Genomic DNA, 23,370 nt, shown 5'->3' on the forward strand with positions numbered 1-23,370 from the left:
TTCTTAAGATTGTCGAGATGCTGAGATGACGAATTATTACGCTTTCAGAATCAGCAAACGATGTCATCCCCGTCTCGTCTTCTCAGAAGTCTCCCATGCTGTCATCCCGAACTTGTTTCGGGATCTGGGTTTCGTTCCTATCGAAGGACGGGTCCATGATCTTGGACGGGCAACGAAGGACGGCTCTTCCCAGCGATCAGCGTTTCTTAGATTCGAGATTCCGTTTGGTCTATGATTCTCCTTTTTGTTTCTTCCTAAGAGCCACCAGCAGAGATTAATAAATACTATTAATCAAGCTCTTATAGGCAACTTCCAGTTCTTATGAAGGATTAAAGTTGTTTCATAAAAGCCAGTCACGGGTTACGTGACCGGCGACGGCATGAGAGTTATTCTTTTTCTGGGGCAGAGTCTTTTTCTTTTTTGAGTGCGTCGATAAGTTCATCGACGAGTTTTGGGTTGATTGTGATTCCTTTCTTAGTAGGTTTGTAGTCTCCTTCATCATCCTGATAGTAAATCCTCAAATCAATGAATTCATGGCCTTTGTATTCTCTCTTGGAAACTCTTACGATCTCTGTGTCGTTTCTTTTTATGTCTGTCAAACTCGTCACGTCCTTTTATTTTTGATCTTTCCTTTTATATCACATCAAGGGAAATTTGACTATCTTTCTCCATAAGAATTGAGTGATAGAATCGGTTCAGTGAAGATGAAGGTGGTCGATGCTCTTGATAGATCTAATTATGATAGGCGCCGGAAATAGAGGGTATTTCGCATATGGTGAGGCTGTCCTTTCATTGGACGGTGCTCGCGTGGTTGCTGTGGCTGAGCCCGACGAGTTTAGAAGAGAGAGATTTGCAAAGGATCACTCTATAATTTCTCAAAATGCTGTGGCTGACTGGAAGTCGCTCCTTTCACGACCCAAGTTTGCAGATGGTGTTATCGTCGCCTCACCTGAGACGGTGCATGTCGAGCCCGCAATCGAAGCTCTCAGAAGTGGCTACGCAGTTCTACTCGAGAAACCGGTCTCTGCCGATTTGAACGGCATCAGGCATTTGATAAGCTCCGGCGCAAACACATCGAGGCTTTTTCTTGCCCACGTTTTGAGATACTCCGGCTTCTTCAAAATGATCAAGTCGCTTCTTGAATCTGAAGCTATCGGAAAGCTAATTGCAGTTGAGTACACCGAACAGGTCGGATACTATCACTTCGCCCATTCTTACGTGAGGGGAAACTGGAGAAGATCGGAGCTTGCAGGTCCTTCTATCCTTTCAAAGAGCTGTCACGATATGGACATCCTCACCTGGTTGCTTTCCTCTAGAGCACTTTCAGTCGTTTCCCACGGTGGCCTCAAGTACTTCCGTAGAGAGAACGCACCCGAGAGTTCTACTGAGAGGTGCCTGGACTGTCCTCTAAAAGAAACCTGCCCGTATTCGGCCGTCACACAGTATCTTTCAGATAATACCTACTGGCCAGTGAATACGATTGGAAATGATATGTCATTCGAGAAGAGAAGGGATGTTCTCCGTACGGGTAATTACGGCAAATGCGTGTTCAGAAGCGATAACAACGTTGCCGACTACCAGAACGTTCTAGTCTCGTTTGAAAACGGTGTGGAAGCATCTTTCTCCATGAATGCCTTCACAAGTTCAAAGACAAGAAAGATCTTCATCAGCGGAAGCAACGGAGAGATCAGCGGAGACTTCGATAGCGACAGAGTCGAGGTGAGACTCTTCTCAGGAAAGACCAGGACTTATGAGATATCACATGACGGATCAAGGCACGGCGGCGGAGACATGGAGATTACTAGAGATTTCGTAAGATACCTTAAAGGCGAAACGGGGGGACTGTCAACTTCGTTCAAAGACTCGATTCAGAGTCACCTCATGTGCTGGGCTGCAGAAAAGTCAAGACTTGAAGGTGGTTTGAAGATCGATCCATGGAGTTTTCTAGCTCTGTGATTTCTCTCCGGTAAGCTCGACGAATACATCTTCAAGAGAAGGCTTGATGTGATCAACATCAATCACTTTTAGCTTCATCTGGAGTATCCTGGGAAGTACGCTTTCCATAGATATTCCTGGCCGAAAGTCTATTTTCACAACTCCATCTAGCCGGCTCGCACTCATATAGCCGTCTATCGATTCGATTGGAACCTCTGGCCTGCCCTTCACAGTGATGATTAGGCGGTCTCTATTCAAAGAAGCACGGATGTCCTCCAGTTTTCCGGTCGTTATGAGTTTGCCTTTATTCATTATTCCTACTGATTTCGCGATATTTTCAGCTTCACTCATGATATGGGTGGTCAGCACGACCGTTCTTCCCGATTCATTGAGTTCTCTGACCATGTTTCTTATAGTCCTGGTCGAATGGGGATCCAGTCCGAGTGTCGGTTCATCCATGAAGAGAATCGATGGCTCGTGCAACAAGGCCCTTACAAAGTTGACTCTTTGCTTCATTCCTGTCGAAAAAACCCTTATCGGTTTGTCTTTCCAGTCGATCATGTCTACCTTGTCGAGAAGAGATTCTATTTTTTTCAGTGCAACCCTTCTCTCAATCCTCAACATCGAAGCAAAGAAGAGAAGATTCTCGACCGGAGTAAGACGATCATAGAGAATTACTCGCTCCGACACAAGACCGACTTTCTCTCTAATCTTCTTCAGATCTCGCTTCATATCAAGTCCGGCAACATTCACTTCACCTGACGTCGGTTTCATCAAGCCAGTAAGAATTCTTATAAGGGTTGACTTGCCGGCACCGTTCGGCCCCAGAAGGCAGTATAGATCGCCTTCTTCTATCGAAAGTGAAACGCTCTTCAAAGCCTCAAATGTACCGTATCTTTTCACGAGATTCGATGTAACGATTCCATTCAATTAGAACCACCTCAAGAATATTCTACTACATTTCCTGTATATGGCTCATGATGTTGTGATATGTTGAACCTCACGATCAAGACACAGTCTAATTTTTAGCCTAGATCTTTGACAAGTTACTGGGAGAGAATTATGAAGGTGCTCATCCCCGTTCGTCTTTAACTTGGGCTCTGTACTATTGACGACACCCTCAAAATCTGATATATTTAGATTCGTGAGCGGGGAGTAGCGCAGTTGGAAGCGCGCCTGTCTTGGGCACAGGAGGTCGCAGGTTCAAATCCTGTCTTCCCGACCAAGGGTCATTAGTGCGGCTGTAGCTCAATTGGTAGAGTATCGCCCTTCCAAGGCGAATGTTGCGGGTTCGACTCCCGTCGGCCGCTCCAGCGCCCGTGGCTCAATGGATAGAGCACTGGACTTCTAATCCGGTGGTTGCAGGTTCGAGTCCTGCCGGGCGCGCCACGCAATTTCTACGGTGGTTGTAGCTCAGTTGGAAGAGCGCCTGACTGTGGATCAGGCGGCCGCGGGTTCGAACCCCGCCAGCCACCCCAATTTTCTCTTTTTCCATGCGCCCGTGGCTCAACGGATAGAGCATCGGATTTCGGCTCCGATGGTTGCGGGTTCAAATCCTGCCGGGCGCACCATCCTAAATCTCTCTCCCAGTAGCATGACAGATCTCAAGAGGAGGTAGCAGTCATGGAAGTACTAAAGGTAGCAACCCACTCAAAACCAAACGCAGTTGCTGGTGCACTTGCCGGAGTACTCAGAGAGAAGGGCGTAGCAGAGATTCAGGCTATTGGAGCTGGAGCGGTCAACCAGGCAGTAAAGGCCATAGCAATCGCCAGAGGTTACGTTGCTCCAAGCGGTATGGATCTCGTATGTGTTCCAACCTTTTCGGATGTTGACATCGACGGAGAAGTAAGAACGGCAGTAAGGTTCTATGTACAGCCAAAGAAGTAATTCCTAGATATAGGAAGGGCCCCACCGGGGCCCGTTTTTTATTTGATTTCTGCCACTGCCACCTCTCCGGGGCCTAACGAGAGATGAAAGTCGCCTCCTACCTTCCATTCCGAGTGACCATCGAAACCCTTGAGCTTCCACGCAACTTTGTGTTCGCTCTTCCAAGTGTAATAACCCAGGTTTATGTGAAAATCCTTCATGCTTTGGAAGTCACCATTAGCTACAACCAGCAATCCCTTCGACCCATTCCAGTAGAAGAGTCCTGCAGATTCGATGTCTTCCTCCCAGAGAAGTTTCAAATCATGGGCGTTGATGAGCTCAAGATTATCTCTTCTCAGTGAAGAGAGAAGGGAAATCAGATCGACCATGTCGTCATCCGCATTCCAGTGGAGAACATACGGATCGAAGAAAGCCAGCTTGCCGTAGAATGGATCGTTAGGCGGAAGGACATATCTGCCTTCCTCGTCGTTATCCAGGCCCAGGTTCATCGGTTGTATCTCGAATATCTCCTGGCCGGAATTGACGTAAGTTATTCCGTTAGGCAAGAAGTAGTTCAGAACCGTCGCAAAGCGCGAAAACTTCTTCCCGTTCGGTCTCGCGACTGCCCTGGGAGTGTCTGGAGTTTCAACACAGGCCAGCGTCGGCACGCGTAGTCTGGGAAGAATCTCGTATACAAGTTCTTTGAATTTTCCCTCAGTTATTCTCGGTTCCATCCACCATGTATTCCCCAAAATACAGTCGTAGCCAGACTGTCTCGCCTTCTCGTCATTCCCCATCACAAGTTCTTCGGCAATAATTGCAAACGAAGCGTCGTTCTGCTTAGCCTTACGAATTATTCTAAGCTCTAACTCTCTGGGGAGGGCGTGACCCATGTCGAGCCTTGCGCCATCGACGCCAAATTTGCTGTTGTAAAAGGGCATAATATTCTCAATGGTTTCCCAGAGATCCGTCATGGGTTCTTTCCCAGGAAAGAAGGATGATTTTACTACATCAAAGAGAACATAGGGAGGCTGGTCCTCTGAAAGAAATTTCCGTGATTCCTCGGGATGATCTTTGTACAGCCTCAGGAAGGTAACATCGTCCCAGGTGGGCTGGTTGTCGTTTATCCAGTCGGAAAAACCCGGAGGTGTTATTACGCCGAACTCCGAAACGAGCTCATCAAGGAAGTTGTCTCTTCCTTCGTGGTGGGCGACGAAGTTTCTCCACTTTTCCGGATTGAGTTTCTCCGGCGAGTACCTGAACATCGCCAGATGCTTCTTCACGTTCTCATTCGAGTAGATAACAGGCAACGTCTCAACCCTGGCCTGGTCGAAGCCGAGACCCTCAATCCTGGGCGGCCTGTAGTCCTTGAGATGAGATGCGTCTATCCAGTAGAACCACTCGGGATGTTTGAGTATCAAGGCAGAGTCTCTAGCGGAAGTTCTTGGGATGAAGTCTAGAACGATCCTCATTCCCATAATATGGGCCGCTTCGACAAATGCCTTGAATTCGTGCTCGACGTCCATATCCTCAAGCAAGACATCGTGATAGCGTTCATCGATTGAGAAGAAATCCTTCACAGAGTAAGGTGAGCCTAGTTCTCCCTTCCTGAACTTGTCGCTGTAGCTAGTAACAGGGAGGAAGTAAAGAGTGTCGAAGCCCATCTTCGATAGATATGGAAGCATATAGATCATCTTAAGGAAGGTCCCTGATTCCGAGTATTCCTGCGAATGGAGATCTGAGAAGAATTCCGGGTCGTGATGCGAGTAGGCTGTGGTCGACCTCACGAATGATCCGTAAACGATTGCGGATTTGATCCAGAGATTGTCGCTCTCGTTTCTGATCCTGCCCAGCGACTTCGAATAGTCGACTCCTGCTTCGGCTTTAGCGGCAATACTTTCAATTATGCTTGAACCGAACTCGTATGGGTCCACAAATATGTATCGATCTCTAAGCTTCACGGTACCTGAGTACCCGTCAGGCAACCATTCCTTTGGAATGGAGTAATCCATCTTACCCTTCTTACTCTTCAGAAGCTCTAAGGTCTCTTTGAGGATCACGATACCACCTCCAAAAAATAAGGGCGCAACCGCCCACTGGCGGAGGCGGTGGGACTCGAACCCACAAGGGGCGTCAACCCCACCGATTTTCGAGACCGGCTCCTTAGCCAATTAGGATACGCCTCCGTTTTCGTAACTGATTATATCACGGGCAATAGGGCTGTCAATATGGTAAACTTGGGGGTCAGAGAGATCTCAATCAATTCAAAACTCTTTCTCGTTCGTAATATAAACGTTACTCAGACACTGTTCTCCCACTACCAATTATGATAGAATGTTGTTCGCGAGTGGTTTTTCGTGCTTGAAGCAGGTCTGAAATCCGAAAGGTACCTCGTTTCAGCACATTTCTATTGCATGAGGAGGTGGCTATTAGTGTATGCCATCATTGAAGCCTCGGGAAGACAGTATAAGGTCGAGGAAGGCATGACTCTCTTCACCGAAAGGCAGAATGGAAAGGAAAGCGGAGACGAGATAGTCTTCGACAGAGTGATTCTCGTCCACAACGGAGAAGAAGCAACGGTAGGCAAACCTTATGTGGACGGCGCAAAAGTTGTAGGCAAGGTTGTTTCTCACGGTAGAGACAAAAAGGTGCTTGTGGTCAAGTTTGGACCCCGAAAGAACTTCGACAGAGTAAACGGTCACAGACAGTGGTTCACGGAAGTCTCTATTGAGAAGATCGAGACGGGGGTGAAATGAGATGGCCCGGAAAAGCGCTGGAAGGTCAAACGGAAGAGAGAGTAATCCCAAGTATCTTGGGATTAAAAGAGGCGAATCTTCAGCCGTGAAGGCGGGTTCCATAATTGTTAGACAGAGAGGAACAAAGATCCACGCCGGTAAGAACGTAGGGCTCGGCAGAGACCATACCCTCTTTGCTCTTATTGATGGCAAGGTTCACTTCGAAGAGAAAAACAACCGCAAGTTCGTCAGTGTCTACAGCGAGTAAGCTGTTCGGTTAAGGAGGATTGCATCTATGAAGATTCAGAAGACACCTTTGTGCAGATGGGCAGTAACCCACTCCAAGGTGCAGACGAAAAGAAAGGGAGAAATCGAGAAGACACTCGGTTATCTGGTTGATCATAATGGAAACAAGATAGAGAAGAAATGGTACGTCGTCGATGCGACTGACGTCCCGCTGGGAAGACTTGCTGGACAGATAGCAATGGTGCTTATGGGAAAAAACAAGCCGTACTACACTCCCCATCTTGATACCGGTGATTTCGTCATAGTAGTTAATGCCGACAAGGTCAAGCTTACCGGCAAGAAACTCGACAAAAAGAAGTACTACAGATATTCGGGTTATCCGGGAGGCATAAAGGAAAGAACGGCAAGACAGATGATGGACAAGTTTCCGGATAGGGTTGTAAGACTTGCGGTGAAGAGAATGCTCCCCAAGAAGGCTCTTGGTGAAAAGATGCTTAAGAAGCTAAAGGTATATGCAGGTCCCGAGCATGAGCACGCCGCTCAGAAGCCCGAACTTATAGAACTGGTTAAATGAGGAGGTTGAGGCATGGCTGACTTTGTTGATTATTACGGAACAGGCAGAAGGAAGACCTCTGTTGCGAGAGTTCACCTGAGACCTGGAACCGGTAAGCTCTTAATAAATGGAAAAGAATACAAGGATCTTAAGGAATACCTTTCAAATGACGCATGGGTCAGGAGTGCGCTGAAACCGGCCGTAGTCACAAACACCATAGGTAGATTCGACATGCTGATAAGAGTAAACGGCGGTGGACTTGGCGGCCAGGCTGGCGCGATAAGTCTAGGAATCGCCAGAGCGCTCGTTAAGTTCAATCCTGATCTCAAGAAGCTTCTACGACAAAACAGTCTCTTGACGAGAGACTCCAGAGAAGTCGAGAGAAAGAAATACGGCCTCAAGAAAGCAAGAAGAGCACCTCAATTCTCCAAGCGTTAACACGTTTCGAAAAATACGGCCCGTACAGAGAGCGTATGGGCCTTTTTTTGCCGGTGGTGATTCAGTGTTCACCAAAGAGGAACTCGACGAGATAAAAAAGTCCATAAACATCGTCGATTTCATAGGGCGCTATGTGAACCTGCAGAAGGCCGGAAGCTCTTACAGGGGACTATGCCCGTTTCACAACGACAACGACCCTTCATTTTATGTCCACCCTCAAAGGGGCTTCTTTCATTGCTTTGGCTGCGGTGAAAAAGGTGATGTGATTTCTTTCTACCAGAAGATCGAGAATCTGTCGTTCGCAGAGGCAGTTAAGAGACTTGCCGATTATGCAGGCATTCCCATTCAGGTCGATACGGCCGAGTCCGAGTACGATAAATTCACGACGATCATGTCTCGGCTTGCGGGTATTTACAATAGAGAACTAAAAGAGAAGAGTGCCGAGACAATGGCCTATATTCTGGAAAAGCGAAAGATCTCCCAGAACACGATAGACGAATTTCAGCTCGGTTATTCACCGGATGAGAGAACTTTTTCGCAGTCACTGCCGTCGAAATTGAGAACCGATGAAAAGACGCTTCTTCAACTGGGGATTCTGGTGAGGAGAGGAGCGACCAATAGCGATAGATTTGCTGGCAGGCTTATGATTCCAATTGATAATGAATCGGGTAAAGTTGTTGGCTTCGGCGGTAGAATCATGGATGCCGAAAAGGGGCCGAAATACATCAACTCATCCGAGTCGAAATACTTCCAGAAAAATAGACTCTTATTCAATCTTTCACGTGCTAGAGCGGCCATTAAACAGTTGAACTACGCGGTGATAGCGGAAGGGTATTTTGATGTCATATCTCTGTTCGAGGCAGGAATAACGAACTCGGTGGGTCTGCTCGGTACTGCACTGACGGAAAGACATCTTAGAATTCTAGGAAATTATACGCGTAACCTCTTGTTCTTTCTAGATTCCGACGAGGCTGGTCAGGCAGCATCACTTAGGTCCATAGACATTGCAGAGAAGCTGGACTTTGGAACGGCCGTTGTTTTTTCAAGAGATCATAAGGATCCGGCTGATTTGTTTGTTGCAGAAGGTCCAAAGGCGATAAAGGAGATCCTAGCGCTTGCGATTCCGGGGCCTGCCTTCAGAGTCGAGTTCTTTTCGAGAAAACTCGATCTGTCGATTCCCTTGGGCCGAAAGCACCTTATAGAGCATCTCAAGCCATATGTGATCTCATTCAGAAGCACTGGAAACCTTGCTGCCGTTCAGTCGACGATTGCAGCGCTTGCACAGAAAACAGGTTATTCGGAGCGAGAGCTTGAGTCCGCACTTCGCGGTGGAATGTCAAAGAGCTCCGGCGGGGAAATGAAAAGCGGTTTAGTTCTGAAACTCAAGGATCACATCAGGATATATTTGCAGCATCCGAAGCTGAGGGCAACGGTTGTCAAACAGATAGAGTTGATGAATGAAAGCAGAGACCTGAAGGAACTCCTTAAAGGAATGAAAAAGGGTCTGGAACTCGAGGAGTTACTCGATCTGGTGGACGAAAGTATTGGCAGAGAATTGATCGAACTGGCATCTACTTGCATTGATTATGACACCGCACAACGTGTTCTCCAGACAACCGGATTGTATGCCAACAAGAGACTTGTGGAAGAAGAGATGGCAGAGATTGACAGAAGACTTCCAAAGGTCAAGGATGAGGGGACAAGAAAGGCTTTGCTGATCAGGAGGATCGAGCTAAGAAGAATGCTCGAGAGAAAGATGAAGGGTGGCGATTAGTTTGGAAAAACAGAAGAACACAAAGTCAGGGACCAAGGTGATTGCGGAGAACATCAAATCTCTTGCCGAGAAAATAGCGGTCGACGAACCCGATGTAGATGAGACAGGCGATAATGGTGCTTTAATGACAAAGGAAGAGATAGACAAACGAATCAAGAAACTTCTTAGACAGGGAAAGAAGAAGGGATTTGTTACATACGAAGATATAGACAGCGCTTTCCCGCCGGATTACGAAGGCTTTGACTCTAGTCTCGTTGAATCGATATACGAGGAATTCGAAAAGAACAAGATCAATATTGTCGAAAAGGAACCAGTTGAAGATGACGATGACATAGAAAACGAAAGCAGCGAGGAGCTTGTTTCGATACTTGAAACTACGCCTGAGATGTATGACAACATATCATTAAAAGACCCAATAAAGATGTATCTGAAGGAAATTGGCAAGATCTCTCTTCTCACGCCAAGCAGGGAAAGGGAGCTTGCCCGTCGAGCACAAAAGGGAGAGCCGAAGGCTAAGGAAGAGCTAATCACTGCGAACTTGAGACTGGTAGTTTCCATTGCAAAGAGGTATATCGGACGCGGTTTGACCTTTCTTGATCTCATTCAAGAGGGAAACATCGGGCTTATCAAGGCTGTAGAGAAATTCGACTGGAAGAAGGGATACAAGTTCAGCACTTACGCCACATGGTGGATAAGACAGGCTATAACAAGAGCTATTGCAGACCAGGCAAGAACTATAAGAGTTCCCGTCCATATGGTTGAAACAATAAACAAGCTCAACAAAGTCATACGAGAACACTTGCAGGACCACGGTGAGTATCCAACGATAGAGCAGCTTGGAAACCTAACCGGCAAGACACCGGAAAAGATAGAGGAGATCCTGGCCGCCTCGAAAGAAACTGTCTCTCTCGAGTCGCCGATAAGTGGCGACGAAGAATCGACTATGGGCGACTTTATCCACGATGACTCCATGGAACAGCCAGAGGAAGCCGCGATGAAGATGCTTCTTAGAGAGCAGATCGATCAGATTCTCGATACTCTCTCTCCGAGAGAGGCGATGGTGCTTAAGATGAGATATGGACTTCTGGACGGAAAGACAAAGACCCTCGAAGAAGTCGGTCAGTTTTTTAACGTAACTAGAGAGAGAATCCGTCAGATCGAAGTAAAGGCTCTAAGGAAGCTCAGACATCCCTCTAGAAGCAAGCAGCTCAAGGCTCTCCTGGGTATGCTGAACACGTCCAAACGCGACTGATTTAGCCATTTAATTACAGGCTCTTAATTATTGCATCATTTCAGAGCAAAGAGTCTGTGTTTATAATAAAGTACATCGACGAAGGGACGTGAAAACTTGGCCGAAAAAAAGAGAGCAAGACCGGTTGAAACAAGTCCCAGAATTCTTTCCCAGATTGAATTATTGAAAAAGGCTAAGAATGGCGATTTACTCGCCAACAGGGAGATATATACTCGCCTGAATGATAAGAACGGCAAAGAGGAGCAGTCTCGTGATTGAGACTGCTCTTTCATTGAAGGGTTTTACTCTACTTGTCGAAGGAAGGAAGATGCTCGACGACATCACCCTTGATGTGCCGAAGGGGAGCATCTCACTCTTGCAAGGCGCAAGAGGGTCTGGTAAATCGGCGCTTCTCAGAAGTTTCATTCACTTGAATGAAGAACTGTTTGACAGAGTTAGCTATACAGGATCGATCAAGCTGTTCGGCGAGGATATAGACTCCCTTGAAAGAAAGAGCGTGAGGAAGAGAGTTGCTTACGTTGACACGACCTTTCTTGAGGCAATGTCTAATTTTACTCTAAAAGAATTCTTCAGGTTTTTGAAAGGCAAGCGATTTGAGTTCGAAGACTTCGCGGAAAGCGAATTGGATCTCTTTCATGAACTCGATCTCTTGGATTTGCTTTCGCTGAAGGCGGAAACCTCTCTAAAGACAATACCTCTTTTCAAGAGACTCTCACTGCTCGTATTCTCCACCCTCATACGACACCCGGAGATAATCATTCTCGACAACATTTTAGACCACCTAGATGACGACGCCTGTACTGAAGTGAAAAACGTTCTTTTGGATACAAGGAACGGTGTGACAATGATAATCTCTTCAAGGTTTGTTTTGAGGCTTCTAGACATTTCCGATTTGTTGATTGTTCTTAAAAATGGTAAAATTTCATATGTCGGAAGTCCCGAAGTTTTCGTTTTGAACAACCGATAATTTCTTCCCATCGGAGGTGAACCGTGGACGTTCTTACCGTTACGCTTAACCCTGCACTGGACAGGGAGATTATTGTTGAGAATTTCAAGATTAACGAGTTCCACAGGGTGAAGAATCCCAGCCACTCGGTAATGGACCCAGGCGGTAAGGGCATAAACGTATCGGTTATTCTCTCCGGTCTTGGAGTTCGGAACGTTGCCATGGGATTTCTGGGTGGATACATAGGAAAAGTCGTCGAAGAGAGAGTGCGTTTGATCAGTGATTTGATCACAACCGCCTTTGTCCATGTAGAAGAAGAGACCAGGGAAAACATAGCAATCGTCGATCCACTTGGCGAGACTATAACCGAGATTAACTCATCCGGGCCCTTGATCAAGCCTGATGATTTGAGGATGTTCATTCGAAGATTCGAAGTCGCTCTTTCACGGGTGAAGCATGTAGTCGTCTCGGGCAGCATTCCGAGAGGCGTAGACAACGAAATCTGTAAGACTCTGTGCAAGAAAGTCACTGACTCGGGCAAGATTTCCTTTGCAGAAGGAATCGGGCCGGCATTCGAAATAGCTGTGGAGGCTGGAGTTATCACCGTTGCCAGACCTGATTTGAGAAGCAGGAAACTGTTATTCGCCGAGACCATGGTAGAACTCGAAGATTACGTCAGAGCCGCGAAGAAGATTATCGAAAGCGGTTCCCGATTGGCAATACTTTCTTATGCTATCGAAGGCGACGTCATAGCCACGAGAGACGGAATATGGTTGTTCAAAACCAAGGCTCACATAGACAGGTCTCACCTTTTGGGAACCGGAGATGCCTTCATGACAGGAGTGGTACATTCCATGATAGAAAACGAGAACGATTGCCTTCTGGCGGCGAAGAGGGGAATGGCTGCTGCCGTTGCGGAAGCCGAATATATAGGTAAGGAACTTATCTCACTTGAGGATATCGAGCGACACCTTGATTCCTTCGATATCCGAAAGCTGGAGTGATCTCTATGAAAGTCAAAGAAGCTATGATAAGAGACGTATCGGCAATCTTCGAAGATGAGACGATCGAGGATTTCATTGTATTCTGCTTGAGACAGAATAAATCAGGGTTACCGGTGGTAGATGACGAGTTCAAGGTTGTGGGATTCTTGAGCGAAAGCGACGTTATCAAAAGCGCTCTCCCAAGTTACTTCAGCCTTCTTCAATCGGCATCGTTCATTCCTGATACTCACCAGTTTGTTATCCGGCTTGGCAAGATAAAGGATGATCACGTTTCTCAGCACATGGTCAAACCTCCCATTCTCATAAAGCCCGACGATACGGTCATATACGCCGCCGACCTTCTGATCAAGAACGGGCTAAAAATCATGCCCGTCGTAGACGATGAAGGAAAGCTAGTGGGAATAGTTAACAGGATTTATCTTATACACGTAGCAACTCAAGGCAAGATCAATAGATGAAGCAAAAGGTTTCAATCTATACGTTTGGCTGCAAAATGAACCAATACGAATCCCAAGCAATGGCCGAGATGCTGCACGATTACGAAGTGGGCTTTTCACAGGACAAGGCAGATCTCTTCATTGTAAATTCGTGTACAGTAACCTCCGAAGCAGAACGAAAACTCAGGCAGCTTTTCAGGAGGTTGAAGGGACTTAACCCCAACTCAAAAATCATAATAACCGGTTGCTACTCACAGCTTTCTCCTAATGAGTTAAGAGAACTTGGAGCTGATGAAGTGATCGGAGTCAAAGAAAAAAAGGCAATACACAAGTATGTATCCCGTCAGCTGAATCGCCCCGACGGAGTTGCACCAAGTGAATTCCTAACCGTCACTTCAAGCATTGAAGGAAGAACGAGGGCCTTCCTAGGGATTGAGGACGGCTGTTTGAATCGCTGCTCTTATTGCAGTGTGAGGCTCGCAAGGGGAAGCAAGATTATTAGTAAACCAATAGATCTGGTGAAGAGGGAGTTTGAAGGATTAGTTTCCAGAGGTTACAGAGAGATCGTTCTGACCGGAATCAATATCGGGTACTATGGCTTCGATTTCGATTCCTCGCTGGTGAAACTACTCATCGAGCTCGATAAGCTCGAAGGAGAATGGAGAATCCGGCTAGGTTCCCTGGACCCGGATAGAGTGGACGGTGAGCTCCTTCATTTAATCACTACTTCTCGGAGGATAGCGAGACACCTGCATCTCTCGCTTCAAAGCGGTTCAGATAGAATACTAAGAGCGATGAGACGGAAGTACACTGTAGATGAGTATCTAAGAGCAGTAGATAGGGCCAGATCGGTCGATTCTAGATTTGCATTCACCACAGATCTTATAACTGGATTTCCAGGTGAGAATGACTCAGATCATAACGAGAGTCTGAAAGTCGTTGAACAGGTTGAATTCTTGAAGGTGCACGTCTTCCGTTTTTCGAGGAGACCTGGAACGGAAGCAGCGGAGATGAAGGATCAGATAGATTCAGGCACGAAGAAAGCTAGATCGCACGAGCTCATCGAGGCTGGAAAGAGATCAAGGAAAAAGTATCTCGAGAGACAAATCGGGAGAAAGGCGTGTGTTTTGATTGAAAAGACAGGCCATACAGAAAGCAGCGGATTTGATGAGTTCTATGCGCCTCATGCGATTGAAGGGGCGCACGAAGGCTTTGTGAATGCAACGATAATTTCTATTGAGAGCCAAAGGGAGGGTTCCGATGCTGAACTATATTGCCGATCAGTGGTGCGATGAACAGTCTTCGCTCGTAAGTGTTCTCTATCCGGGCGTAATGAACAGCGAGTCGGTCTATGAAGTAGTTCGAACGTATAACGGATTGCCTTTTGCATTCAGAAAGCATTTTGAAAGACTTAAGCAGTCGGCGGCACTGATGGGGCTGGAAGTTCCATTTACCTGTAAGGAACTCAACTCAATAATCATGGAGGGGCTGGAAAAAAACAAGGGATTTCAGACCCAGGATTTCAGAATTCGAATCTCCCTTATGAGTGATGGAGCACGAAGTAGACCAGCGATTATTTTCAGTGATCTTCCTTCACCATCTAAAGACATCTACGAACTGGGTGTAAAGATCTCAATCTCACCTTTTTTGAAGCCCTCCGCCGACATAGTCAATCCTCAACTGAAAATGCCCGGTTCAAGCTGGATCATAAGGACGAGAAAGGCGCTCGGGGACAACTACGATATGCTCATTTTGAATGAAAAGGGTAACGTCTGTGAAGGCTCCTTTTCAAACGTCTTTCTCGTGAAGGACGGTTCTGTTGTTACGCCCGACATAAGATCCGGGGTACTTCCGGGAATTACCAGAGACAACGTAATCGGGCTGTGCGAATCGCTGGAGATTTCGGTGGAGAAGAGGCCGGTTCCCGCGTGGGAGCTTTTCTGCGCCGAGGAGATCTTCATAACTCACACGAGCGTCGGAATCGTGCCGGTGCGAAGACTTGAAGATAAAGTGCTTATTGAAGACTTCACCGACGGTATGACTAGACTGCTGCTGGATAATTTCGAAGGATATATAATGACCGAGGATAGTAACTGGAGCGGATTGGATGAAGTGGAACCATCGAACTATAGGGCAGATATTTAACGATCTCGCGAAGAGCTCAAGCCTGTTCAGAAAGATACGGGTTTTTGAGCTTAACAAAGATTGGGGAGAGATTGTTGGAGAGCCTATCGCAAATCACTCGTCGATCGTCGATTTCTCGGAAGGAACCCTGATAATTCGAGTCGACGACGGTATGTGGCTTAATGAGATGAAACTACGAGAGAAAATCCTGCTTGAAAGGATGAACTCTTCACTGGGAGTAGAAGCAATCAAGAGAATCAGATTTAGAATTGGACGGTAGACCTGGAGGTGTTAAATGTCTGATTTATACAACGCACAAAACATAAAGATTCTGAAGGGACTCGATCCCGTCAGAAAACGGCCCGGAATGTACATTGGGTCGACAGGAAAGTCGGGGCTTCACCATCTTGTCTACGAGATCGTCGACAACAGTATCGACGAAGCTATGGGGGGATTCTGCGACAGGATCAATATCGTAATTACGGAGGACGGCTCTGTAATTGTTAGTGACAACGGGCGTGGAATTCCGATAGACATCCATCCCGATACCGGGACAAGTGCTCTCGAAGTTGTAATGACAACGCTTCACGCGGGAGGCAAGTTCTCCAAGGACTCTTACAAGATCAGCGGAGGTCTTCACGGTGTGGGCGCTTCCGTTGTCAATGCCCTGTCCGAATGGATGATCGTTGAGGTAATGGTCGATGGAAAGATTTACAGGCAGAAATACGAACGAGGCAAGGCCCTTGCTCCGGTGGAAGTCGTCGGGGAGACCAACGAGACGGGAACGGTAACAAGTTTCAAGCCCGATCCACTTGTTTTTACCGTTACTGACTTCGACTTCGATATTCTTGAGGCGAGGTTCAAGGAACTTGCTTACCTCAACGGTGGAATCAAGATCACCTTCGAAGACAGAAGAATCGGAGAAAAGAGGAGCTATCATTTCGAAGGCGGAATCGTAGAGTTCGTGAAGGCTCTAACGAAGAACAAGAAATCCATCCATAAGGATCCGATCTATCTGGAAGGCACGTACAACGATGTCAAGATACAGCTTGCGATGCAGTATACATCTTCCTACGACGAAGACATTCTTACTTTCGTAAACAACATAAAGACCATAGAGGGCGGAACCCACTTGACTGGCTTCAAGACGGTTCTAACGAAGACAATGAATGATGTCGGCAGAAAGCACAACGTACTCAAAGACAAGGATCCGAACCTTCAGGGCGAAGATCTTCGAGAAGGGCTGTCAGCAATCCTAAGCGTCTTTGTCAAGGAACCTCAGTTTGAGGGTCAGACAAAGGCAAAACTTGGAAATGACGAGGCTTTCGAAGCAGTAATGAAGGTAGTCAAGGAGAAGCTTGAAGAGTACTTCGATTACAATCAAAAGGATCTCAAAGCGATCCTCAGTAAAGCTCTGGAGGCTTCCAGGGCAAGGCTTGCTGCCAAAAAGGCTAGAGAAATGGTCCGCAGAAAGAACGCGCTCGAAAACACGACCCTGCCAGGCAAACTAGCCGATTGTATCTCCGAGAACCTCGACGAGACAGAGATCTTCATAGTTGAAGGTGATTCTGCCGGTGGTTCGGCAAAGATGGCACGTTCGAGGGAGACGCAAGCCATACTTCCTCTCCGGGGAAAGATATTGAACGTCGAAAAGGCCGGTCTGGACAGGATGTTGAAAAGCGAAACGATAAGTAATATCATTGTTGCCCTTGGAACCGGGATGGGGGAGGATTTCGAGATCAAGAATCTGAGATACGGGAAGATAATCATCATGACTGACGCCGACGTAGACGGCGCACATATCACGACGCTTCTCTTGACCCTCTTCTATCGTTACATGACCCCACTCATAACAAACGGAAAGGTCTACGTTGCTCAAGCCCCCCTGTACAAGATCGAGTTTAACAGGCAAAAGCACTACTTCTACAGCGACGAGGAGTTGACGACTTTTCTTAAGGAGCATTCAGACAGAAAACTGAATTACTCGAGATTCAAGGGACTCGGCGAGATGAATCCCGAGCAACTGTGGGAAACAACGATGAATCCAAATGACAGAAAACTTGTGAAGATAACCATAGAAGATGCGGAGGAAGCAGATCGGGTATTCACAATACTAATGGGTAGCGAGGTGGAGGAAAGAAGGTCGTTTATCCAACGGCATGCATTGAGTATTTCCAATCTTGACGTATGAGTCTTTCACTGAGAGCCGGAATTTGCATGGTGATTCTCTTTGCCATGTGGATATTGTCTATAGTGAACTTCGTGCTAGAGTCGTTTTTCACTGAACCCGTAGAGCAGTTAACCAGGATTGTAAATAAGGACGAGATTCTCATTGAATTTCCGCTGGCCTTTAGAAGAGCCTGGAAAACTGATATAATTTACCCACCGGGAAGTGTTGATGTTTCAGGCGGTAGAGTTTATTTGAAACCTGGTAAGTATATCGTCAGCTACGAGGGCAAATACTACTGGGTTTCGGAGGATTTTGTTATAGTAGACTATGCCCATCTTTCTGAAATCCTAAGCTATCCGATTATGGGTGGAATACAGTTCATTCTGACCGATGGAGTTTATGTAGCCAGCGAAAGAGACATAGATATTTTTGCCGGAGCGGTAGAGAGCATTCTTGCTGACAGAAGAGTTCTTACACTGGTATCGTACTTTGATTTCGAGAACAACGTGTTGCTTCTCAGGAGAGGAATCAGAGTTAAGGTACTTGATTGGGAGAGTTTGGAGACAAACAAGGAGCTGCTTCTTCAGTTGGAAAACGCCTCCGACAGGAGCGAATATATTTTCTTGAGTGATGGTAAACTGTTGAGAGCGAGGTGACATTGATGGCCAGGGGGAAGGATTATACAGTTTCTCTCGATGTTGGCACGAACACCCTAAAAGGTGTGGTGGTAAGTAGTGAACAGACAGGTGAGATGACTCTTGAAGCCTATGGAAGCGTTAAGACTGTTGGACTCGACAAGGGCGAAGTGAAAGATGCTGTCGCTCTTAAACAGTCTATTCAGAAGTTGATCGAAGATCTTACGGGTCAAATGGGAAAGAAGGACGTAGAAGCGGACTTCAAGATAAGTTTTACGGATGGTGATTACTCGGTATTCTCTCAAAATATCGAAGAAGTCCTGTCTGAAGATAAACAGGTGATGGTAAAGGAACAGACGATTGTCGGTTTGATGAGCAGACTCAAGGCCGAGAAAATGAAGACCGGGAACACCAACATACACAGGAGTTACATTCGCAAATACATTCTCGACGATGACAAAGTCGTTTTCAACCCGGTTGAGATGTACGCGAAGAAACTCAATGTCGAGATGGTCTTCGTTTCCAGCGAAGGCAAATCAGTAGAGATATTCCGGAGGCTCTTCGAAGAGCTTTTTGGCAGAGGTGACTTCTTCATCTCTCCTGCGCTTATCTCCGCCTCCGAAGCCGTACTCACGGATACCGAGAAGCAGCACGGTGTGGTCAGCGTAGTTCTTGGCCATAGTTTCTCGGAAATGGTAATCTACAGAGAAAACCTTCCCGTATACATTTCGAGAATTCCTCTTGGAATTCGACATATCGTTCTCGACATCGCTAGAGTCCTGGGTACTTCTGTCGACGAGGCCGAAAGACTACTCGTGAATTACGGCCACTGCAGCATGTTCCCGCCCGATGCTGAAGATGTGGTAGAGTATTTTGGACTGGACGAGAGGACAAGGAAGAATGTCTCCGTCAGAAGACTCTCAACAGTCATCTATGCAAGGGTTAAAGAACTCCTGAATAAGATTCGCAAAGAAATTCAGCTCTTCGTAATAAACAATCCCGAGTATTCAGAAGAGAGAATACCGGGAGGAGTGGTCTTCACAGGCGGTGGATCTAAGCTCAGGGGGTTAACGGATGTGGGAGTCGAGTCTCTTAAGATGCCTGTGAGAATCGGTACGTACGAAACGAGCTTTAACAGGCGAATTGAGAATAGCCACGACGTTGCTAATGATCCCATATTCAGTTCGTGTTTGGGCAATCTGGTCTCCCCAGAAGAGATTCAGGGAGAAGCGGTGGAAAGTGTGGTAGAGAGACCCAAGAAAGGTTTTGCATCTTTTATTAGATCCCTCTTCTTTGGAGGTGTAGATGATGAGCTTTGAGATTGACACAGGCAAAAAAAACACACAAATTAGATTGCCTTCCATAAAAGTAATCGGTGTGGGCGGAGCCGGTGGTAATGCAGTCAACAGGATGATATCCGAAGGCATTCACGGTGTCACATTTATTGCTGCCAACACTGATGTCCAGGTCCTTGAAAGCAATAAAGCCGACCTGAAGATCCAGCTCGGTACGGAGTTGACAAGGGGTCTGGGAGCCGGCGGTAACCCCAATGTCGGCGAGAGAGCTGCAGAAGAATCGGTAGATGAGATTGGTACGTTCCTTGAAGACACAGACCTTTTATTTATTACCGCAGGAATGGGCGGAGGCACCGGTACAGGTGCAGCTCCGATAGTAGCCTCTATCGCAAGAGAAATGGGAATTCTGACGGTTGCAGTGGTCACAACTCCCTTCTTCTTCGAAGGAAATACCCGTTTAAAGACTGCGCACGAGGGCCTCAGAAGGCTGAAGAATTCCGTAGATACTTTGATTCGAATCTCGAATAATAAGTTACTACAGGAACTACCACCAAACACTTCCATTGTCGATGCATTTGCGAAGGCCGACGAGACGCTTCATCACGGAATCAAGGGTATCTCTGAGTTAATAACTAAACGTGGCTACATCAACCTTGACTTCGCCGATGTCGAATCAGTTCTGAGAAATGCAGGTACGGCCATGCTAGGGATCGGAGTCGGCTCGGGTGAGAGACGGGCCGAAGAAGCAGCAAGAAGAGCTCTTGAGAGCAGACTTCTCGAAAAGCCCATAGATAACGCAACCGGTATAATCCTGAACGTCTCTGCAAAGAATATAACTCTTAGAGAAATGAATATCGCCGCGGCGATTGTTAGACAGAACTGCAGCGAAGATGCCGATGTGAAACTCGGCCTTATTGTCGACCCCGACATGAATGATGATGAACTGGATATAACTTTAATTGCGGCTGGTCTGGAACTCGACGAAGGTGAACTGATGGGCGATGCTTCCGATATCCCTGCAATTTATAGGTTTGGATTGGATCTTAGCGAGGAGGAGTAATTGTTGAGAGTCTACAAGAGACTCGGAGAGCTTTTAATAGACCAGGGTTTGATAAGCGAAGACACTCTCCAGCAGGCTGTTTCTCTGCAGAAAAAAGTAAATAAGCCGATCGGAGAAGTCCTCGTTGGGATGGGAGTAATCTCCTGGGAGGACATCTACGATTCGCTTTCGAAGCAGTACGGCCTGAAGGTACTGGAAGATCTACCTAACATGCTTTCTCCAGAAGTTCTCAGGATGATTCCGAAGCCTGTCGCCGACAGGCTGAATGTGATACCTATAGAGTATCTTCCAGAAACTGGCCTATTGAGAGTTGTAACGACCGATGTTCTGAAGGTTCCCCAGATAGACAGAGAGCTTTCATTCCTTACCGGGAACAAGATTAGCACTCTTCTCGTACCTCCCCCGATGTTCGACGCTCTCTACAGATCGTCATACGAAGAATCTGCTTCGAGTGAGATAATCGACAATACCTTCAGCATAGACCAGCACTCAGAAGTCGATCTCGACGAGCAAAAGGTCGACGAAACGGATGACACACCGGTCGCGAAATTCATAAACTCACTTCTCGATAACGGTATAAGAAGCGACGCCAGTGACATCCATCTCGAACCTTATGAAAAGATGGCCGTAGCGAGGATGAGGGTCGACGGGGTTCTGAGAAAGATACTGAGCTATCCCAGAAAGGCACATAATTCTGTTGTCTCTAGAATCAAGGTTATGAGTAACCTAGACATCTCTGAGAAGAGAATGCCGCAGGACGGAAAGTTCTACATCCGCCGTGGCAATGAGCAGTTCGACATGAGGGTCTCGACGATGCCGACGATTTTCGGTGAGAAGGTCGTCATGAGAATTCTTCGTGTCTCGAATGCGAAGAAACAGCTCGAGGACCTTGGCCTTTCGGAGTACAACCGACAGCGGTTTGAAAGCATCATTACCTCTCCATACGGCATCATTCTGGTATCCGGTCCCACGGGTAGCGGAAAATCGACCACTCTCGTTGCCGTTCTAAACCAGGTTACTTCCGACAAAGTAAACGTACTTACAGCCGAAGACCCCGTTGAATATACCATTGAGGGAATCTCTCAGTGTCAGGTAAACACAGACATAGGATTGACCTTTGCCAGATACCTAAGATCATTTCTCCGTCAGGACCCCGACATAATAATGGTCGGAGAGATTCGTGACAGGGAGACGGCCCAACTGGCAATTGAGGCTTCACTTACCGGCCATCTGGTCTTTTCAACGATCCACACGAACAGCGCAGCAGGTGCCGTGGCCCGTCTTGTCAATATGGGTGTCGACCCATTTCTTCTTGGCACATCCCTGATTGGAGTCATGGGCCAGCGACTGGTCCGTAAGCTCTGCAACAACTGCAAGGTTAAGATTCCCGTGAGAGAGGAAGTAAGGAAGATAGCTTCGATGCTTTATCCCAATCGCGATGATTTCAGTGAGTACATCCCCGGCAACGGCTGCCCCGAGTGTCGCGGAATGGGATACAGGGGAAGAACCAGTATCAGCGAGATACTTGTAGTCGATAATAAGCTGAGACAGCTTATAGGCGAAAACGCTTCCGAAAGGGAGATCGCAGCCGCCGCAATATCCGGTGGCATGAGAACGCTTTACAATGACGGCGTTCAGAAGGTAATAGACGGAATAACTTCACTCGAAGAGATCAAGAGAGTCGCCATAGAGTACTGAGTCATTCTCACTTCTAGTTAACTTATCCATACTTACGCATACTCAAACATACTCACGCAAGGTGTGTTTAAACGGGTTTTTTCACGAATAGCCGCATTTTGCTAAAATAGCTTCGCTTTTTTTCCGATGATAGTATTGAATTGAATAATCTAGAGTTCAGAATGGAGGTTTATTTATGGCTTACAGGGTTTTGGTATGGGGCCTGGGCGCCATGGGTAGTGGCGTGGCAAGAAATGTTTCTCAGAAGGAGGGCCTCAGGCTTGTTGGCGCCGTTGAAAAGGATCCACAGAAGATCGGCCGAGACCTGGGAGAGTATCTTGGCGGAGAAAAGACTGGGCGGCAGATCTATTCAGATGTGGAGAAGGCTGTATCCGAAACGAGACCGGACATTGTGGTTATTGCTACAAATTCCTTCGTCGAAGAAGTTCTAACGAAGATTGAAACCGTGGCCAGACACCACGTGGACATTCTTACGATAGCAGAAGAGATGGCTTTCCCGTTTTTCTCGCATCCCGAAGAGTCGGAGGTGCTTGAAAACATCGCATGGCGCTATGGTGTATCGATTCTGGGAACAGGAATCAACCCAGGATTCGTACTTGACCTTCTAATAATCGCCATGACGGGCGCATGCTTGAAGGTTGACAGAATCGAAGCGAGAAGGATTAACGACCTCTCGCCCTTCGGTAGGACCGTGATGAGAACCCAGGGAGTCGGAACCTCGCCAGAGGAGTTCAAGAAGGGAATAGAAACCGGAGAGATTGTAGGGCACATAGGCTTTCAACAGTCAATAGCAATGATCGGCAACGCACTGGGATGGGATATCGACAGAATAGAGGAGAGTCGAGAACCGATCATCTCGAAAACCGAACGAAGGACGAGCGTTGCGCATGTCTTGCCTGGAATGGTGGCCGGATGCAGGCATATAGGCCGGGGTTACTGCGGAGACAAGTTGATGATAGAGCTGATTCATCCTCAGCAGATCCTTCCCGAAAAGGAAGGGGTCGACACGGGAGACTATATTGACATATTTGGCGAACCAGACATTCACCTTTCAATAAAGCCTGAAATCCCGGGCGGAAAGGGAACGATCGCCCTTGCCACGAACATGATTCCTGCCGTAATTGAGGCAGGTCCGGGACTTCTGGAGATGAGTGAACTCCCGATTCCCAGGTGCTTGCTTAACGAGATCAAGGAGATCTAAG

Annotated in this window: 24 protein-coding genes and 6 tRNA genes; 26 read left to right on the plus strand and 4 right to left on the minus strand. The window is 47.1% G+C overall.

Annotation, left to right across the window (positions count from 1 at the left end; translation table 11 throughout):
* Positions 1 to 386: 386 nt before the first annotated feature.
* Positions 387 to 599 carry a transcriptional coactivator p15/PC4 family protein gene (locus V513_RS10765; RefSeq protein WP_006486560.1) on the minus strand — a complete coding sequence of 71 codons (213 nt, stop codon included), beginning with the start codon at positions 597 to 599 and terminating at the stop codon, positions 387 to 389.
* Between the two features lie 118 nt (positions 600 to 717).
* Here V513_RS10765 and V513_RS10770 point away from each other — a divergent pair, with 118 nt between their 5' ends.
* The gene (locus V513_RS10770; RefSeq protein WP_041928103.1) at positions 718 to 1,956 is read left to right on the plus strand and encodes a Gfo/Idh/MocA family protein; all 1,239 of its coding nucleotides are present in this window, start codon (positions 718 to 720) and stop codon (positions 1,954 to 1,956) included.
* Here the strand turns inward: V513_RS10770 and V513_RS10775 are convergent.
* Positions 1,945 to 2,865 (minus strand): ABC transporter ATP-binding protein, encoded by a 921-nt coding sequence (locus V513_RS10775; protein WP_099772755.1) that lies wholly within the window; start codon positions 2,863 to 2,865, stop codon positions 1,945 to 1,947. The two genes, V513_RS10770 and V513_RS10775, sit on opposite strands and share 12 nt — an antisense overlap.
* A gap of 219 nt (positions 2,866 to 3,084) precedes the next feature.
* On the opposite strand from V513_RS10775, the gene V513_RS10780 reads away from it, so the two are divergent.
* From V513_RS10780 to V513_RS10805, 6 genes are all read left to right on the plus strand, one after another.
* Positions 3,085 to 3,160 (plus strand) — tRNA-Pro (locus V513_RS10780).
* Positions 3,161 to 3,172: 12 nt separating this feature from the next.
* Positions 3,173 to 3,248 (plus strand) — tRNA-Gly (locus tag V513_RS10785).
* Positions 3,249 to 3,324: transfer RNA gene (locus V513_RS10790), tRNA-Arg, on the plus strand.
* A gap of 13 nt (positions 3,325 to 3,337) precedes the next feature.
* Positions 3,338 to 3,413 (plus strand) — tRNA-His (locus V513_RS10795).
* A 17-nt stretch (positions 3,414 to 3,430) separates the two neighbouring features.
* A tRNA-Arg gene (locus V513_RS10800) sits at positions 3,431 to 3,506 on the plus strand.
* 52 nt (positions 3,507 to 3,558) lie between these two features.
* Entirely contained in the window at positions 3,559 to 3,822 is a 264-nt protein-coding gene (locus V513_RS10805; protein WP_006486564.1) for a stage V sporulation protein S, read from the plus strand.
* Positions 3,823 to 3,860: 38 nt separating this feature from the next.
* On the opposite strand, the gene V513_RS10810 is transcribed toward V513_RS10805, so the two are convergent.
* Both V513_RS10810 and V513_RS10815 read right to left on the minus strand, forming a co-directional pair.
* Positions 3,861 to 5,861, minus strand: coding sequence for an alpha-amylase family glycosyl hydrolase (locus tag V513_RS10810; protein ID WP_099772756.1), 2,001 nt, complete (start codon positions 5,859 to 5,861; stop codon positions 3,861 to 3,863).
* A gap of 37 nt (positions 5,862 to 5,898) precedes the next feature.
* Positions 5,899 to 5,987 (minus strand) — tRNA-Ser (locus tag V513_RS10815).
* A 246-nt stretch (positions 5,988 to 6,233) separates the two neighbouring features.
* Here V513_RS10815 and rplU point away from each other — a divergent pair.
* The 19 genes from rplU (at position 6,234) to ord (ending at position 23,369) form a co-directional block, all read left to right on the plus strand.
* On the plus strand, positions 6,234 to 6,557 hold the full coding sequence (gene rplU, locus V513_RS10820; RefSeq protein ID WP_099772757.1) for a 50S ribosomal protein L21: 324 nt from the start codon (positions 6,234 to 6,236) through the stop codon (positions 6,555 to 6,557).
* Between the two features lies 1 nt (position 6,558).
* Positions 6,559 to 6,804, plus strand: a complete 246-nt coding sequence (gene rpmA / locus V513_RS10825) for a 50S ribosomal protein L27 (RefSeq protein WP_099772758.1) — start codon at positions 6,559 to 6,561, stop codon at positions 6,802 to 6,804.
* 27 nt (positions 6,805 to 6,831) lie between these two features.
* Entirely contained in the window at positions 6,832 to 7,356 is a 525-nt protein-coding gene (rplM, locus tag V513_RS10830; RefSeq protein ID WP_099772759.1) for a 50S ribosomal protein L13, read from the plus strand.
* Positions 7,357 to 7,368: 12 nt separating this feature from the next.
* Positions 7,369 to 7,773 carry a 30S ribosomal protein S9 gene (gene rpsI, locus V513_RS10835; protein WP_099772760.1) on the plus strand — a complete coding sequence of 135 codons (405 nt, stop codon included), beginning with the start codon at positions 7,369 to 7,371 and terminating at the stop codon, positions 7,771 to 7,773.
* Positions 7,774 to 7,837: 64 nt separating this feature from the next.
* On the plus strand, positions 7,838 to 9,547 hold the full coding sequence (gene dnaG / locus V513_RS10840; protein ID WP_099772761.1) for a DNA primase: 1,710 nt from the start codon (positions 7,838 to 7,840) through the stop codon (positions 9,545 to 9,547).
* A gap of 124 nt (positions 9,548 to 9,671) precedes the next feature.
* Positions 9,672 to 10,799, plus strand: a complete 1,128-nt coding sequence (gene rpoD / locus V513_RS10845; RefSeq protein ID WP_373561618.1) for an RNA polymerase sigma factor RpoD — start codon at positions 9,672 to 9,674, stop codon at positions 10,797 to 10,799.
* Positions 10,800 to 10,895: 96 nt separating this feature from the next.
* Complete coding sequence (locus V513_RS14010; protein ID WP_099772763.1) at positions 10,896 to 11,057, plus strand: hypothetical protein; 162 nt, start codon at positions 10,896 to 10,898, stop codon at positions 11,055 to 11,057.
* Positions 11,050 to 11,766 carry an ATP-binding cassette domain-containing protein gene (locus V513_RS10855; protein WP_099772764.1) on the plus strand — a complete coding sequence of 239 codons (717 nt, stop codon included), beginning with the start codon at positions 11,050 to 11,052 and terminating at the stop codon, positions 11,764 to 11,766. The genes V513_RS14010 and V513_RS10855 overlap by 8 nt, the downstream gene beginning before the upstream one ends.
* Positions 11,767 to 11,789: 23 nt before the next feature.
* On the plus strand, positions 11,790 to 12,749 hold the full coding sequence (locus V513_RS10860) for a 1-phosphofructokinase family hexose kinase (RefSeq protein WP_099772765.1): 960 nt from the start codon (positions 11,790 to 11,792) through the stop codon (positions 12,747 to 12,749).
* A 5-nt stretch (positions 12,750 to 12,754) separates the two neighbouring features.
* The gene (locus tag V513_RS10865; RefSeq protein ID WP_099772766.1) at positions 12,755 to 13,207 is read left to right on the plus strand and encodes a CBS domain-containing protein; all 453 of its coding nucleotides are present in this window, start codon (positions 12,755 to 12,757) and stop codon (positions 13,205 to 13,207) included.
* Positions 13,204 to 14,481: a tRNA (N(6)-L-threonylcarbamoyladenosine(37)-C(2))-methylthiotransferase MtaB gene (gene mtaB / locus V513_RS10870; protein WP_099772767.1), complete on the plus strand. Its 1,278-nt coding sequence runs from the start codon at positions 13,204 to 13,206 to the stop codon at positions 14,479 to 14,481. The genes V513_RS10865 and mtaB overlap by 4 nt, the downstream gene beginning before the upstream one ends.
* Positions 14,447 to 15,331 (plus strand): aminotransferase class IV, encoded by an 885-nt coding sequence (locus tag V513_RS10875; protein WP_099772768.1) that lies wholly within the window; start codon positions 14,447 to 14,449, stop codon positions 15,329 to 15,331. Before mtaB ends, V513_RS10875 begins: the two co-directional genes overlap by 35 nt.
* The gene (locus V513_RS10880) at positions 15,294 to 15,590 is read left to right on the plus strand and encodes a DUF721 domain-containing protein (protein ID WP_014730914.1); all 297 of its coding nucleotides are present in this window, start codon (positions 15,294 to 15,296) and stop codon (positions 15,588 to 15,590) included. Before V513_RS10875 ends, V513_RS10880 begins: the two co-directional genes overlap by 38 nt.
* Positions 15,591 to 15,605: 15 nt before the next feature.
* Positions 15,606 to 17,501 carry a DNA topoisomerase (ATP-hydrolyzing) subunit B gene (gene gyrB, locus V513_RS10885; protein ID WP_099772769.1) on the plus strand — a complete coding sequence of 632 codons (1,896 nt, stop codon included), beginning with the start codon at positions 15,606 to 15,608 and terminating at the stop codon, positions 17,499 to 17,501.
* A 62-nt stretch (positions 17,502 to 17,563) separates the two neighbouring features.
* Positions 17,564 to 18,136 (plus strand): DUF4894 domain-containing protein, encoded by a 573-nt coding sequence (locus V513_RS10890; RefSeq protein ID WP_257212084.1) that lies wholly within the window; start codon positions 17,564 to 17,566, stop codon positions 18,134 to 18,136.
* Between the two features lie 5 nt (positions 18,137 to 18,141).
* Positions 18,142 to 19,434, plus strand: a complete 1,293-nt coding sequence (ftsA, locus tag V513_RS10895; RefSeq protein WP_099772771.1) for a cell division protein FtsA — start codon at positions 18,142 to 18,144, stop codon at positions 19,432 to 19,434.
* Positions 19,424 to 20,470 (plus strand): cell division protein FtsZ, encoded by a 1,047-nt coding sequence (ftsZ, locus tag V513_RS10900; RefSeq protein ID WP_041928104.1) that lies wholly within the window; start codon positions 19,424 to 19,426, stop codon positions 20,468 to 20,470. The genes ftsA and ftsZ overlap by 11 nt, the downstream gene beginning before the upstream one ends.
* Entirely contained in the window at positions 20,471 to 22,168 is a 1,698-nt protein-coding gene (locus V513_RS10905) for a GspE/PulE family protein (protein WP_099772772.1), read from the plus strand. It begins immediately after the preceding gene.
* Positions 22,169 to 22,343: 175 nt separating this feature from the next.
* Positions 22,344 to 23,369 carry a 2,4-diaminopentanoate dehydrogenase gene (gene ord, locus V513_RS10910; protein ID WP_099772773.1) on the plus strand — a complete coding sequence of 342 codons (1,026 nt, stop codon included), beginning with the start codon at positions 22,344 to 22,346 and terminating at the stop codon, positions 23,367 to 23,369.
* Position 23,370 lies beyond the last annotated feature (1 nt).

This window comes from Mesotoga sp. H07.pep.5.3, assembly GCF_002752615.1.
Classification (GTDB): domain Bacteria; phylum Thermotogota; class Thermotogae; order Petrotogales; family Kosmotogaceae; genus Mesotoga; species Mesotoga prima.

Coding starts and splice junctions, on each gene's coding strand:
- ftsZ (WP_041928104.1), top strand. CDS start 19,424: ATGAGCTTTGAGATTGACACAGGCAAAAAAAACACACAAATTAGATTG.
- V513_RS10880 (WP_014730914.1), top strand. CDS start 15,294: ATGAAGTGGAACCATCGAACTATAGGGCAGATATTTAACGATCTCGCG.
- rpmA (WP_099772758.1), top strand. CDS start 6,559: ATGGCCCGGAAAAGCGCTGGAAGGTCAAACGGAAGAGAGAGTAATCCC.
- rpoD (WP_373561618.1), top strand. CDS start 9,672: ATGACAAAGGAAGAGATAGACAAACGAATCAAGAAACTTCTTAGACAG.
- gyrB (WP_099772769.1), top strand. CDS start 15,606: ATGTCTGATTTATACAACGCACAAAACATAAAGATTCTGAAGGGACTC.
- V513_RS10865 (WP_099772766.1), top strand. CDS start 12,755: ATGAAAGTCAAAGAAGCTATGATAAGAGACGTATCGGCAATCTTCGAA.
- rpsI (WP_099772760.1), top strand. CDS start 7,369: ATGGCTGACTTTGTTGATTATTACGGAACAGGCAGAAGGAAGACCTCT.
- rplM (WP_099772759.1), top strand. CDS start 6,832: ATGAAGATTCAGAAGACACCTTTGTGCAGATGGGCAGTAACCCACTCC.
- V513_RS10875 (WP_099772768.1), top strand. CDS start 14,447: ATGCTGAACTATATTGCCGATCAGTGGTGCGATGAACAGTCTTCGCTC.
- ftsA (WP_099772771.1), top strand. CDS start 18,142: ATGGCCAGGGGGAAGGATTATACAGTTTCTCTCGATGTTGGCACGAAC.
- mtaB (WP_099772767.1), top strand. CDS start 13,204: ATGAAGCAAAAGGTTTCAATCTATACGTTTGGCTGCAAAATGAACCAA.
- ord (WP_099772773.1), top strand. CDS start 22,344: ATGGCTTACAGGGTTTTGGTATGGGGCCTGGGCGCCATGGGTAGTGGC.
- V513_RS10770 (WP_041928103.1), top strand. CDS start 718: ATGCTCTTGATAGATCTAATTATGATAGGCGCCGGAAATAGAGGGTAT.
- V513_RS10805 (WP_006486564.1), top strand. CDS start 3,559: ATGGAAGTACTAAAGGTAGCAACCCACTCAAAACCAAACGCAGTTGCT.